We start from the raw sequence: 14,411 nt of genomic DNA, 5'->3' as shown, positions 1-14,411 counted from the left end.
TTAGCCGGATTAGTAGAAAACGGAATCGATATGAACGTAAACATAGTAGCCGCGTGCTCGTTACTATTGCTTTTAGCTGTGTCCTGTATGAAGACCACCAAAGAAGACGATCAAAAGAGTCAGCTTGACGAGGAGATTGCCACGATCGACTCCCTGTTGCGCAATGAGGAGTTCGCGGTAGAGATGGCCAAAACGCTGGATGCGGCTTATTACGTCGGCGTGGGTAAAACTCCTCCACCTTTTTTGTCGCCGAAAGAGGACACCGACAGTGTGAAAATCAAGGCCAAAGATGAAAAAATAGCCATTAATCTGGCTGGGTTTTATGCGCTGGAGTGCGGACTTGGTGCTTTGTGCGCGCAAACCAACCAGAAACCAACCGATTTACTTCAAACCATCGTGGCCAATAAGGCCGACTCGGCTACAATCCTGTTGCTCAACCGATTTGCCAATGCGACCTGGAAGGCTGGGCAACCGTTTCGAAGTCTCGACCGGATCAAACGCCCGATTTTTAAGGTGGCCAGTTTACTACCTGAAGATGAAGTACAAAAAGATTATGCTCAGATTGAGGCTGCCTCAATCAAGTTACTGGATTCCATGCGGGAGGTTCAGGATAGTTCGTTGGATGGTCAGATGAAGAAGTTGCGGAGTCTACTGAAAGATGAAGACTTTGCTTTGGAGATGGCCACGGCTATGGCTGCCAAGTACCATACCGCCCAGCAGAAAGCCGCGCCCCCTTTTCTCTCGCCCGAAGAAGAGAAAGCTACCAGTAAGAAATCCGCAAAAGAGCAGAAAATAGCCACCAACCTAGCCGGATTCTACGCCCTTGAATGCGGCCTTAATTACCTGGTGACTACCCAGCACAAGCGCCCGTCCGACATTCTGAAATCAATAGTTGACGATAAAGTCAGTTCCGAAGACAAGCAGTTGCTATGTCGGTTTGCCAACGCCACCTGGAAAGCCGGACAACCATTTCGGGGCCTCGACCGCATTACCCGCGATACGTTTACCCCCTTCTATTTCCTATCCGAAGCTGATGTAGAAAAAGATTGGGTACAGGTGAAAGCCGCAGCTGGGTTGGTGCTGAAGAAGTTAAGTGGCTCAGTTAAAATACATTAGATTATTTTTTGTCATCCCGACGCAGGAGGGGTCTCTAGTCTCTTCCGAAATTGAGATCCCTCCTGCGTCGGGATGACAGATTCCATCCAGTGGAATAACCTAGGCTAATTCTACTGGAGTTTTTACCGCTGAGTTTACACCATCCCCTCCAATGTCATTTTTATCTTCCTGACTACCCCTAATAAACTATTCTCCGTCTTATCAGACGTATTCATGCTTAAAGCATCTTCCAGAAACTCCAAATACTCGATTTCGGCCTGATGCTGACCCTGCGTACCAATTATTTTCCATGTTGAGGCATAGTAATCAACAACATCTTCATACAATACAGTTGTATCACCAAGTAGAAGTCTACATAATAGAATGCCTGCCTCGGCTGACCAATCCCAGTACACTTTTTCATCGGTTTTCTTATTACTCAGAATAACCGACTCTGCTTTTAGTAAATCAATTGCTGCAGACGCATTCGCGGGTAAACAGTAAGAAAACGCCTTATTCTGTATTTCCTCTCCCCATTTTCTTGTTTCCGAAAGTATCAGTGCGTTCTCAATTGCCAGCCAGTTGGTAAGTGGGTAGTATTGCTTTGTATTAAGCGGATTATCCAGCGTTCGCTTGTAATAGGCAGCTGCTAGTGCATAGAGTTTCTTTTTCTGGGATCGAGGGCTAATTAAAGCTAATCTTTTGTAGGTACTGGCTAAAATCTGTATCCGTTCATCGGTCGCACCAAACCGAATGAGACCTTCCAGATCGGCAATTACTTCTTTTAGGGCTGTAATAGCATCTTCTACTATTTTGGGGTCTTCCACAGCCGTCGGATCATTATCCTGCTTAGCTTGTCTTACTTGAAAAGCACGCCATTTTGCCTGTATATTACAATACTGTTCAGTTGCCGAAAACGAGTAGGATGCTTTTTCTTGTTTCCATAAATCAGTGAACTTTCCGATAGCCTGTTCATACATATTTAGACCGCTAAACAGAAGTGCCTGAAGTTCAGTAATGCGCCCGCTGCTGAGATCTGCCTGTACGACCGTTTTGTCAATCGCATCCATTTTCTGCATTACGTCTTCAGGATCATAGTCGCCCTTCTCAACCAGATTTAGCAGGTTACTTAGTTCAATTTCGGCTTCTTCCGGAATAACAAAATCATAGGCCAGGCTCTTTGGGCGGGACTTATTCGTTAGTTTGTAGTACGGATCACCATAGGCTTGATACGCTCCCCAGGTGTTGTTTCGGGAGCCATATTTCTCATAAATCGCCTGACGCGCCTTTTTGACCGCTTCGCCAAAATTGTAGCGCTCGAACATATACTGATAGAACAGCGTAGCAAAGTCGAGTGCAGCACTATCATTAACAGCCCATCCAGCCACTACAACGGCTTTAACACCAATCTCAATTAACTGAGTGCCAATATTAGCCGCCAGCCCTAATCGACTCTGGTTAGATCCTTCGGCGACTCCATTCATCTGACCCAGATAGCAGCAATTGACAAATACTAGTTCAGGTACATTGCTCATCTGTTTGATATAGGCTGGTGTTAGATACGCATTTTCGCCAATGAGCATCCCGGTTGGTAAGTTGGGCTCTTTATGAAAAACGCCATGACCCGCCAGATGGACAATTTTGTAGTTTTTACTGAACAGACTAAGCAGTATCTGTGAGGCTTTTGTGCCCACGAGCGACTTCACATCGTAGCCTTGCGTGTTTAAGAGCTCAGTAATTTGTTCGCCTTCAGTGCGTGCTGCCTGAAGTTGAAATGCTGGATTATTGAGATCAGGGTCACCGATAACAATGGCTGTTGGTTCTACTACGGGTGTAATATTGACGCGGGCGTTGCCAGTCGTCAGCTGCCGAATCATACCAGCATTAACGCTCAGTGGTCGAGCATTAATAACGCTATCCTGCAACAGTTCCCAGGGAAAAGCAGCTGTGTAGCCATCCAGTATCCAGTTGATGTTGTTTTGTCGTTTTACCTGATCCTTGAAATCGTTGGGAATCATCAACTCAAAAATAGCTTTTGCCAATTCCGGCGACCATTCATCATTTCGGGATAAGTCTTCGAGCATGCCGGTGAGCGTGTCATTGATTGTTGCCAGTGACTGCTTATCAACTCGAGCTGCATTGGTAGAAATCTCGAACTGTAAATTACGTTGCGAATCGGTGCTATCGGCTCCATCCCCCTCACGGCTTACATTGATTCGCGTCCACCATTCTGTGGTGTCGTCAACGGGTAATCGTTCGCGCAAGCCGGTCAGTTTCTTGATTTTATTGCCATTTCTGAAAATATTCAGCGATCGGCTTTCATCTTTTTCGATGGCACTAACTGCTTTTATGCACGTCAATGCTTTATCTTTATAGAGTTCAACAAACTCGATGGCATCAATAACAGTAGAGGCAGTATAGATTTGCCGGATTTTGGCATTGGCATTCTGCACACCCTGAATAATCGCACGAATCGAACTTTCGATACGTAATCCACCATAGCCCGAACCAATCACCAGGGCAGAGATACCAAAATGCTGTGTCGTTAGGTCTTTATTCAAAGCCACCGTGGATTTGCTGTTCAGGTTAGCGAGATACTTGATTGTTCCCTGTTCAACCGCGCTGGCCAGCCGGAATTCAGTAAACATACCCTGCTCGCCTAATCCCACGATTATCGCCCCCTGAAATCCCTGTGTAGTGCCAGAGACGATCTCTTCACTAGTGCCGAAAATTCCCGGATAGAGTCCTAACTGGTGCCTGCGACTTAGCTCATTGTTTAGATACTGATCGATGGACTTCTCCGCGTTTTGAATACCATCATTCTCGAAATGACCCGCCATGACCGGATACTGCGCATATTTCAGATCGCCATTACTTACCGAAACCGTTATGGGGACATCACCTGCCGTAAACTGATCATCGGCCCCTAAGCCCATGAGTGACTTCTCGACGCCTGTTGGCGATAGATCGAAGTTGTAAATGGTTCGGGCTTTGAATTCTTTATCCAGACTGCGCAGCACGGGTCTGGTTCGCTTAAGTTGCGAGGTGAAACCCGTATTGAGCAGATCGGTAATGGCTCCGAACAGCTTTGGCGCATTCGCCAGTTCGCCGTGTGTCACATCGGAATAATAAACGGTATTCTGGGCAATCATCGGTTTGGGTATGCCGCTTTCCCAGGTTACACTTTCATCTCCTTCTTTGGTCGCAAAAAACGTTAACTCGTCATTGGCAGTAGTAAATCCACTGATGGTTTGCTGATTCTGCCGGGCCTGCCCGGCAATATATACTGCCGATGATAAGGCTTTGGTGAAATCGGCGGAGTCTGTTTTTGCCAGAACATTGTCCCGATAGGTTCCGAATTGGGCTAATAATTCATCGCTGGGAATAGGCCAGGTCTTGTCGTTGAAGGCAACACGCATCTTTTCCCAGGTGTCGCGTTTGGCAAAATCATTTTCCGTATCGGTAGTTAATGGCAAGAGGCTAAGGATACCGGGAAATTGGGAAAAGACAGCCAGTAACTCCTTTTTCGAATGCTTAATGTCAATGAAATCCAGAGTGTGAATTAACGAATCCAGTCCGAACAACACGTACGGAATCCGGAACGAACCGCCCAGGGGTGCGCCCAGGAACAGAAGCCGGAAGCCCTGACTGGCTTGTAATTTTTTCCAGTTATCGGTATGATTGACGATATAATCCCGGATCAGGACGCCACCCATCGAATGCCCAATGAGTTTGATTGGTTGGCTGAATTGCTGCAATGCAATCAACTTGCGATCCAGCGCGGCCGCATTGGCGATCATGTCTTTGCGCCAGTCGAACGGAAAGACAACCACGTCGTAATCTCGGGACAACGAATCCACAATTTTCTTGTAAGAGCTACCAACTATTCCATCGGCCTTTACATTTTTATTGTTGTCGTCGCTGTAGAATAAGCTGGTTAGTCCACCACCCACGAAGCTGAAAAAGTCGATCCAGACCGATTTGTCGTTGACTGTCAGCGTACTGCCCATAATGCCCGGTAGTAGCACCACAATTGGTTTTTTACCGGATACCTGCACAGGAGTTACCTTGCCACCCGGAATCAACGAGCCAATGTTTCTGATTTCTTCCTGACTAAAGGCTCTGGTATCTAATTTGGCAAAACCCGGTATAAGCGTATCGCCAGTGTTTTTGAGGGCCAATAGGAGGGCGTTTCGAGTCCGGTCGTTTAAGAAGTAGTTAAAGTGGCTTACGTCGGGCCCCTGGTCGAAAAAGTACTGAACTTTGTTGTCGGCCTGTTTGACGCCGTTGTACATAGACCGGGTATCGACCACAAAATCATTGTCGCCCAGGAAAAACAGGTTTGTTAGGGCAACTTTAATGGCCTGCCACCGAAGGCTCATTTGCGCATCGCCCGAGATAACGATGAGTGGCGCTTCAATGAGGGTGCCGGGATCAGGATTAGCATTGTTCAGCATCTGGTTGAAGGGCGAGCTGGGGCTCTGCACCTCTAAACCCGGCAAAACCGAAACGTCATTTCGATCTTCCAGCGCCGTCGCAATCAAATCCTTAATGATACCAAAGGCCGGAGTAGCACCCAGACCGGATGCCAGACCTATGATATTGGAGATAACATTGAAGTAGATATCAAGGCGATATGATAATAGCGTTGTTCCGCTGGCCGTGGCAGCCACCCGGATAAACTTACTGATGGTGATATTTTTGCCAAGCATGGCGGCCTCAATAGCGTCGATACGCTGAAGATCTTCAGTTCGATTCTGCTTCTGAAGGAAGTTTTTCTCGTTGGCCGAAAAACCACGTTTTGTAGGATCGGCCAGACAAAAGCGGTTCAGAATATCACCGATCAAGCCACCCCGCGAATGACTAATGAGGGTTAATGTGGCCGTTTGGGGTAACGTCTTTACCAGATCGAGCACATTGTCCAGCGGACTTTGGGTAAGCGTTTTGTGCTGAAAGGCCAGAATCCGCCCCGGATAGGTTTGGGTAATAAACGCCCAGGCAGGTGTACCCAGCAAATCCATAAACGCCCCTTGCGCCGACGAAATGGTACCATGGATAAACAGCAGATAATTGCCTCCGTTCTCAACGGTTGGGGCTACCAGCTTAAAGTCATTCGTAAGCTGAAACAAGCCGGTTATATTGTCTGTCTGTTTATTGTCCAGCTTGGTTGCAAGATCTTTCAGTGACGTCTTAATGAGCGGATCGGCTGCTTTTTTACCGAAAATGCTGATGACCTTCAGGGCTATTTTTGAAAACAACCCGCGATTCGATTCGCCTACAAAAACCTCGGTTGGAATTTCGACAATAGTATCCCCGCCCTCCTCTACACTCCTGACCTGGGTCGCGGTACCGGGGAAAATCTCATCAATAGTGTTGAGGTTTCCAACCCAGACGGTATTATCCTCATAGGTAAATTGAATGACCTTACTTTCATCTAAGTCAACAATATGACGATTATCAATCTCGCCCCGAGTAGTGGTATTGATGTCATAGGTTTCCTCAAGGACAAGTGTTTCGGAATCTTCGGGCAGTACGCTGGTTTTATCTACATGACGTACTTTTTTCTCGCCCGTAATGCGAATTTTCAGGGAAGGCATAAGGAAGGAAGGGATAGGCTTAACTCGTTACTTTTCAGAAGGCAAGTAAGAAAAAGACTCGCCAGGATAAGCATTAAAACTGACCGATTTAGCTAACGGTCATTAAGGCTACTTTAGTTAGTTTCCGTTGCCCTGTTTAGCGGAATAAGGCGGCTCAATCTCTTACAAATCCTCTGATTTTATAAGATCCTTTGCATTCAAAAATTTCGTTTGCGGAGCATGCCTGGCCATCTCTACAATCCAATTCTCATCGACGCCAATCCGATTATAGATTAACACTTTGACTTTGCATTTTTCTTTGCGAAAATCAACATTACGAATATCTATATCGCTTAAAAAGAGCGAATCAAGAGGCATTTTTAGTAATACTTGAGAATTTTTTAACTCGTTATTACCTACTGAATTTAAACGAAGTATTTTAATTTCAAGCAATTGTTCTAACCATTTCAGATCCTGTAAATTATCCAAGCTAGAAAGTGTGAGATTTTGTAATGATTTTCCTAGTTCGAACTCTTTCAAATTCTGCAAACCAGCTAGATTAGAAAGTGTGAGATTTCGCAATAATTTTGCTTGCTCGAGCCCTTTTAGATCCTTTAAGTTCGCTAAGCTTTCAAGCTTTAAGATTTGCAATGATTTTCCTAGTTCGAGCCCTTTCAAACTCTGTAAATTAGTCAGATTGGAGAGTGTAAGATTTTGCAATGATTTTGCCTGCTTGAGTTCACTTAGATCCTGTAAATTAGCCAAACTTTCAAGCGCTAAAATTTGCAGATATTTATCTTGTTCTAACCCTTTTAAATCAGATATAGGCAAGTCATAAAGATATAGGCTTTGCAGAGGACGAGCCAATTCGAATACTTTCATATTCTTTATATCCATATTGGAAAGTGTGAGGTTTTTCAGAGATTTAACTTGCTCCAGTTCTTTTAAATCTTGCAAATCATATACGTTTTTAAGTGTAAGGCTTTTTAAGGTTTTATTCTTCTCTATCCCTTTCAAAGTCTGTAAATGAAATATATCAGAAAGTATCAATATCTGTAAAGAGCTTGCCTGCTCTAGTCCATTTAAAGTTTCTAATTTGTCAAGATTAAAAAGAGTCAGAGCCTGTAGCGAATGGACTTGGTTTAATCCTTTTAAATTAGATATAAACAAGCCTGAAAGAGTCAGGCTTTGCAAAGACTTAACTTGCTCTAACCATTTTAGATCAGATATGGCCAAGCCAGAAAGTATTAGATTTTTCAGAGATTTGGCTTGATTCAGCCCTTTCAGATCCTGTAAATTAGGTAAGTCGGAAAGCGAGAGTGTTTGTAAGGAGGCTAGTTGTTGAAGAGAAGAAAAAGACTGTAATTTGGGTATATTAGCTAATACGAACTGGTTAAGAGTTCTTAAGTGGCTGAAATTTAATGGTTCACTAATCTCCGCATTTTTAATGGATAGGTAAGTGAGCTTCTCCGGCAAATAATCCAGACGAGCCTGATTAAAATTCTCGCCATTTGCATCTATAAGCAAGGTGTCTAAATTCGTAAAAACCTGTAAACCGGTTAAATCATCTAAATCAGAAATCTTCAATTTGTGGATTTCCTCCAGTTTGTAATTATGCTCCTTCCAATACTTTGCCAGTTTACTATTTTCAGGTAGGTATTTAAAATTGTACCATAATAGGCCCGTAATAATGATAACCCACATCGCCAATCCACCAACTATCAAGACTCGCTGTTTAGTCTGGATGCTGGCAAAAAATGAATCTATTCTTTCATCCGTCAAATCCGGATTAGCCTTTTTCCAGTTTATGAATGTTTCTAATTTTTTGCTGTTAAATAGTCGCAGATAGTTATAAATATAGCTTTCTACTTTTTGCTCATAATCATTAATATCCTTCTCAATATCTTGCTTATAGGCTATTGCCTCTCTTCGTTCATTAATCCATCCTTTCAATTTCTCCCATTTACGAATCAGAACCTCGTGGATAACGTCAATCCATAGATCGCCTTTAATGCGGATCAGGCGGCTTTCTTCTCCAGAAAGATCTATCAACATTGTCTGAATTTCCGGTTCAGTAAACTGGTTCCTTAATTCTTGGATTAGAGCGTTCTGGCTAATCGTTTTTCGCACATCGTCTTTACCACTGGTAATTTCGACGAGTCGAATGAAAATAGCTTTAAAGAGGGCCACTTTTCCGACATCATTGCCATTGCTGGTAATCAGATTAAAGACTGTGTTAGCATGCATTTCTATGACTCCAGCAATACCTCTTCCCTCTCCTCCAGCCAAACGATCGTAATCACTCGTAGTAATTTGATCCATGACCTTTTTGCCGAGCCATAATTGTTGCAAGGCAAGTTGTAGTATGGGCAATACGCCGTTAATCTCCCGAAGATCTTCAATGATCCGATTGACTAGCTGAGGCTCAATGTTTACGCCCATCAGCCGGGCTGGCTTGCTGATAATGTCCCGCATGTATCGGTGCCACTCGTCCCCATTCGTATTGGCATCAATTTCGGCCAGCGTATAATTGTTGGTCAGCAACAGAAAATTGAAGTCCCGATAAGGAGCGAAACTGGAATAGAAATCACTCCGCATGGTAATAATGCAGATCAGGTAATTGGAGTTAACCGCTTCTGCCAGATTAGCCAGAAAAGCTGTCCGGTTTTCATTGTCCTTGCACTGCGTGATGACCTCCTCAAATTGATCAATAAGCAATACGACTTTTTGACTGAAAACTTCCAGTCGCTCCCGTAGGGTTTCCGAATCCTGTAACGCACTGTTTTTAAAATCAGTTGAAAGCGCTACGATCCCGGCTTTTTCGAGCGCAGTGGCTAATTTCAACAGCGGGTTGTTGTCTGGCGTAAGTATAATCCGGAGCCATTGTTTGCTGCCTTCAAAGCGCCCAGCTTTCAGCGAGGCTAATAGTCCAGCTTTGGCAAACGATGATTTACCACTACCGGAGTTGCCGATAATGGCCAGAAATCGCTTACTAAACTGGGTAGATGCCAGCCGCAAATGATAGTAGAATACCCGATTTACATCGAAGGTGCGACCAAAGAAAAAAGCCGCATCATCTACACCAAAGGATTCCAGACCTTTATACGGGTTGGTAGTGCCAGCCGGAATTGGAAATGGGGCTGGGGCATTTTCCCGGAGAGTTACCACCAGTTTCTGAAACGCATCGGAGTCAGATGGGCTGGTAAACTCAATCCATTGCGTATCGGCTAAAAACCAGGGGAAACTTTTTTGTACATTCTCGCGGTCACTGTGCGGAACAATCACCGGAATGATTCGGAACGCAGTTTTGTCCTCTTCTAACAGGTCGATGGCCTTCAGCACTTCTTTCATCTGCCAGTTACCAATGCCCTGTTCACCGATAAACACGACACAGGCATCGCTATTGACTAGCGCATTCTGGATTTTCTGTGCCCATTTATCGCCTGATTCGAGATTGTCCTGATCGAAAAACAGGCTATCTGCCGTCTCAAAATTCTGGCTTTTTAACTTATGGGCAATTTCTGTTACAAAGGACTGATTTTTCCGGTTGTAGGATAGGAAGATACGCATGGTTAAGTATTCGGTGCGGTACGGGAAGGCTCGTTGAAACAGTATTGAGAAACAGCGCATTAAGTCGTCAAGATACAATTGAAATAAATAGCTTGTATCGCCTACGCAGTCGCAAATTAGTAAGCGTATCACCGATCGTCGGAGCGTATACAGACACCCCTAGAAATCGATAAAATTTCCCTAGGGGTAGATCGTATACCGTTAAATCAAACGATACCTGAGGTAGGGGTAAATTGGTCGCTTCCAGACATTTAGTTCACATAAACTAAAGCTGACTCTACCATGCCGACTACCTTAACCTCTGCCGATTACCAACAGGCTGCCCAAAACATGAATACAGAAGTGGCGGTGATTAAAGCCGTTACCGAAGTTGAATCGGGCGGACGGGGATTCCTGACTGATGGGCGCATTGTCATTCGCTTTGAGCCACACTTATTTCATCGGTACACACAGAGTAAATTTGATGCATCCCATCCGCAGTTAAGCTTCAAAAATTTAAAGCCGGGATACCCTACTGGTGTAGTGCAAAGCTGGCAGCTTTATGATGAGGCTAAGGTGTTGAATCTACAAGCTGCCCGCATGGCTACTTCATTTGGTTTATTCCAGATACTTGGGTCTAACTGGCCAGATTGCGGCTGTAAGTCATTGCCTGAATTTATAACCCGCATGTCTAAATCGGAGGCCGAACAACTTAACCTGTTCTGTAATTTCATTACTAACCAGGGGTTGAATGACGAACTGCGTGAACACCAATGGGCGAGATTTGCCCGTATCTATAATGGCAAGAATTTTAAGCTGTTGAATTACGATACCAAGCTGAGCAACGCCTATAAAAAATTTAGTGCATGATCAATTCTCGACTGTTTTTTGCCTTCTAGATTTTCTAAGGAGGGCCTTAGTGAGCTTCCGACATGGCTTTTGCCGCTAAGGCTACCTCAGCTGCCGATTTCTTTTTAGTCCGTAAGAAATAAACCAGAGGTAAAATCGCTAAAAAGAATACACCCACTAGCCGGAATGTATCCAGGTAAGCCAACAGATAGGCCTGTTTGTCCACTGCCAGATCGAGCAGCTTATACGCGCGCTGGCTGGCCCCACCCATCAAATTGAGTCGCTCGGTGAGTAGTGGATTCGATGGGTCAAGGTTACTCACCAGATCGTACCGATGCTGGGCATAATCACGCGTAACAAACGTGTTGGCCAGTGCAATGCCAAACGCGCCACCTAACTGTCGAATCATGTTATTGAGAGCAATCGCCGACGGAAAATCCTGCGGGGATAAACCGGCCACTGCCTGGTTGATCAAAGGCAACTGTAGCATCGTTACGGCGAAGACCCGCATCATCTGAGCCCAGAAAAAATCCCATTGGTTAGCCTGTCCGTTCAGCGTACCGCTATAAAAACCAAACACGACAAACGTACACATCCCGATAATGATAAAGGGCAGAGGAGAGGCTCCGACAGATAAACGTCGACCAATGAGGGGAAATAAGGGGATGCCAATCAACGTGGGCCAAAGCAGCGAAAGACCCGTCATGGTGGGCGTAAAGCCGTTGATGCGCTGCACCAGGACCGGATAGACGAATACCGACGTGAATAGCCCGACACCAGCCACAAAGCTGAAGATGGTCGTTACCCCTAATGTTCCTTTACTAAGGACTCGTATATTGACAACTGGATGATCTGTAACGAGTTGACGCCAGATGAAGCCTGCCAGTCCAGTGACGGCGGTTAGGGTAAACACCACAATCGTTTTCGATTCGAACCAATCGTCAGATTGTCCTTTCTCCAGCACGTATTGCAATGAGCCCACACCCACGGCTAACAGAAAAATACCCGGATAGTCAATCTTGATTTGGTGCTTTCGGGTGCCTTCGCCGGGCTTTCTGGCTATGTACAGGATTGTGAGGATGGTAGCGACGATGCCAACAGGGACATTGACATAAAAGATGTAAGACCAGTGGTAGTTCTCAACGATGACTCCACCCAGAAAGGGCCCCAGTGTTGGTCCCAGAATGATACCCATGCCAAAAATGCCGGAAGCAACACCCCGTTTGGCGGGTGGAAACGCATCGAAGATAATTCCCTGAGAGGTCGACAGGAGGGCGCCACCACCTATACCCTGGATAAATCGCCAGAGGACGAGTTGCCACAAACTGGTTGAACTGGCGCAGAAATAAGAGGCAATTGTAAACAGAATAATGGAGGCTACGTAGTATTTTTTGCGACCGAAGTATTCGGCCAGAAAGCCCGTCATGGGAATAATGATCACGTTGGCGATGGCGTAGGACGTAACTACCCAGGCAACGTCTTCTATGGTGGCACCTAATGCTCCAGCAATTTCATTAAGAGCTACATTGACAATCGTGACATCAATCAACTCCATGACTGCGGCTGAAATAGCCGTGACAACGATGATAATACGGAGTAGACCCGTTGGTAGAGCGGGTGCCTGGGCTGCTAATGTTGGTTGCATAAGTGAGTACAAGCTAGCTGCCTGTAATGATTTTCCTCAGGTGAATTACTACGAGATAGTCATCCCCGAAAGGCCCTTAGAAAATGTAAATATCAGTATAATACTAATTGTGGAAAGCGATAAAACCAAACGGAGGAGCTGAATACACCAGGTTTTTTTACGCCACCTATGGGGGAGTTATCTGACCATAAGTTGTCTGCGAAAACGTAATAGATTTTCGGAATAGTCCCCGCCGAATCTTCACCTGTAGCAGATTATCAAAATCACCCGATTCAATTTTGGTCATAGCGGGATGAGCCCCTAATCCTTTGGCAATCTCCAGAATGGTATTACTGTGGCCTACGACTAACACGGTTTTATTCTTGATACGACTAACCCGATTAACAATGGCCTCTGTAGGTTTCGCAGGATAATCGACGACCTGAAGGCCCAATTGCTGAGCCAGTGGTTGGACTGTTTGCCGGGTACGTCGGTAAGGCGTTGAGAAAATGGAATCAACGTGCTGATTGGCCAATCGTTGAGCCAGAGCGGCTGCTCGCGCATAGCCCGCTGGATTAAGATTTGTGGTGTCGGTTTCGTTTACCTTCTCGCCATGACGAACGATATACACTGTAGTGGTGGAGCAAGCTGTTAGGAGCGAACAGACAATCAGAAGAAAACTATAAAGAAGACGCATAAGCAACTACAGTTTTGGGACAGTAATGATACGAAAAAGCCCCCGGCTATTCACCGGAGGCTTTTTCGTTGTTCGTAAGCAGTTAATCTCTATAACTCCCGAACCCAGATATTCCGGAAACCAACTGGATTACCATGATCCTGAAGAAGAATTGGACCGGCACCGTGAGGCTGTACTTTCGGATAGCCAATGTATTCCGTTGTACCGCGAATGGCAGCATGATTTTGTACCAATATGCCGTTGAGCAATACAGTCACATACGCGTAGTCGGTCATCATGCCCGCTTTGTTGAATTTAGGAGCCTGATAAATGACATCGTAGGTTTGCCATTCGCCGGGTTTGCGGCTAGGATTGGCCAATGGAATCGCCTGCTTGTAAATAGAACCAACCATGCCATCTACGTAGGTTGGGTTGTTGTAGTTGTCAAGAACCTGCAACTCATACCGACCCTGTAAAAAGACACCGCTATTACCACGGCCCTGGCTGTTACCTTCTACTTTCTCCGGAGTTTTAAACTCCAGGTGAAGCTGAAAATCATTGAACTCCTTTTTCGAGCGGGCCGAGAATCCTTTGGTCGAATACAACACGCCGTCAGTTACTGGCCATTTCAGCGGTCCTTCGTTGGTTTTTTCCCAGCTGGCTGGCGAATAGCCTTTGATAGCCACCCATTCGTCGGCGTTTTTACCGTCGAAGAGGACAATGGCATCAGATGGAGGAGTTGTACCGCTCGTGTTTGCAGAGACAGTGCCCGGTGTAACGACTGGTGGTACGGGCTCCCAGATTTCAGTTGACTGGGGAGTTTGTTTGCTTGGCTCAGTTTGGGCCACAGCCTGATTGGTGATGGCAAGGCTCGCTAGACCAACACAGATAGCAAGCGATACATGTACATTTTTCATAGAAAATTATAAAGAAATTTACGCGGGTTAATGGATTCGCAGGTAAAACGTTCAAAGATAAGTCTAACTGTCAATCAGCAGTCTTTTATAGGGAAAAAATGTAACTTTCGCCCTTCAAACTACAT

The 14,411-nt window shown here is 45.3% G+C and carries 7 protein-coding genes; 2 read left to right on the top strand and 5 right to left on the bottom strand.

The genetic code is table 11. The annotated features are described in order from the left end of the window. The first annotated feature begins 87 nt into the window (after positions 1-87). Positions 88-1,116, top strand: a complete 1,029-nt coding sequence (locus GO755_RS38335) for a hypothetical protein (RefSeq protein WP_157590733.1) — start codon at positions 88-90, stop codon at positions 1,114-1,116. Positions 1,117-1,250: 134 nt separating this feature from the next. On the opposite strand, the gene GO755_RS38330 is transcribed toward GO755_RS38335, so the two are convergent. Further along, positions 1,251-6,692: a CHAT domain-containing protein gene (locus GO755_RS38330; protein ID WP_157590732.1), complete on the bottom strand. Its 5,442-nt coding sequence runs from the start codon at positions 6,690-6,692 to the stop codon at positions 1,251-1,253. A gap of 162 nt (positions 6,693-6,854) precedes the next feature. Then, on the bottom strand, positions 6,855-10,241 hold the full coding sequence (locus GO755_RS38325) for an nSTAND1 domain-containing NTPase (RefSeq protein ID WP_198175054.1): 3,387 nt from the start codon (positions 10,239-10,241) through the stop codon (positions 6,855-6,857). Between the two features lie 282 nt (positions 10,242-10,523). Between GO755_RS38325 and GO755_RS38320 the strand changes: the two genes are divergently transcribed. Further along, entirely contained in the window at positions 10,524-11,090 is a 567-nt protein-coding gene (locus GO755_RS38320; RefSeq protein WP_157590730.1) for an N-acetylmuramidase family protein, read from the top strand. Positions 11,091-11,136: 46 nt separating this feature from the next. Here GO755_RS38320 and GO755_RS38315 read toward each other — a convergent pair whose 3' ends face one another. The 3 genes from GO755_RS38315 to GO755_RS38305 form a co-directional block, all read right to left on the bottom strand. Further along, positions 11,137-12,714 carry a DHA2 family efflux MFS transporter permease subunit gene (locus tag GO755_RS38315; protein WP_157590729.1) on the bottom strand — a complete coding sequence of 526 codons (1,578 nt, stop codon included), beginning with the start codon at positions 12,712-12,714 and terminating at the stop codon, positions 11,137-11,139. A gap of 166 nt (positions 12,715-12,880) precedes the next feature. Then, positions 12,881-13,390 (bottom strand): histidine phosphatase family protein, encoded by a 510-nt coding sequence (locus GO755_RS38310; protein WP_157590728.1) that lies wholly within the window; start codon positions 13,388-13,390, stop codon positions 12,881-12,883. A gap of 89 nt (positions 13,391-13,479) precedes the next feature. After that, positions 13,480-14,286 (bottom strand): 3-keto-disaccharide hydrolase, encoded by an 807-nt coding sequence (locus tag GO755_RS38305; RefSeq protein WP_157590727.1) that lies wholly within the window; start codon positions 14,284-14,286, stop codon positions 13,480-13,482. Positions 14,287-14,411: the final 125 nt, after the last annotated feature.

Origin of the sequence: Spirosoma arboris (assembly GCF_009754945.1) — a bacterium.
In the GTDB taxonomy this organism is placed as follows: domain Bacteria; phylum Bacteroidota; class Bacteroidia; order Cytophagales; family Spirosomataceae; genus Spirosoma; species Spirosoma arboris.
Note: the sequence above shows the minus strand (reverse complement) of the source record. Positions and strands in the feature narration are given on the sequence as shown.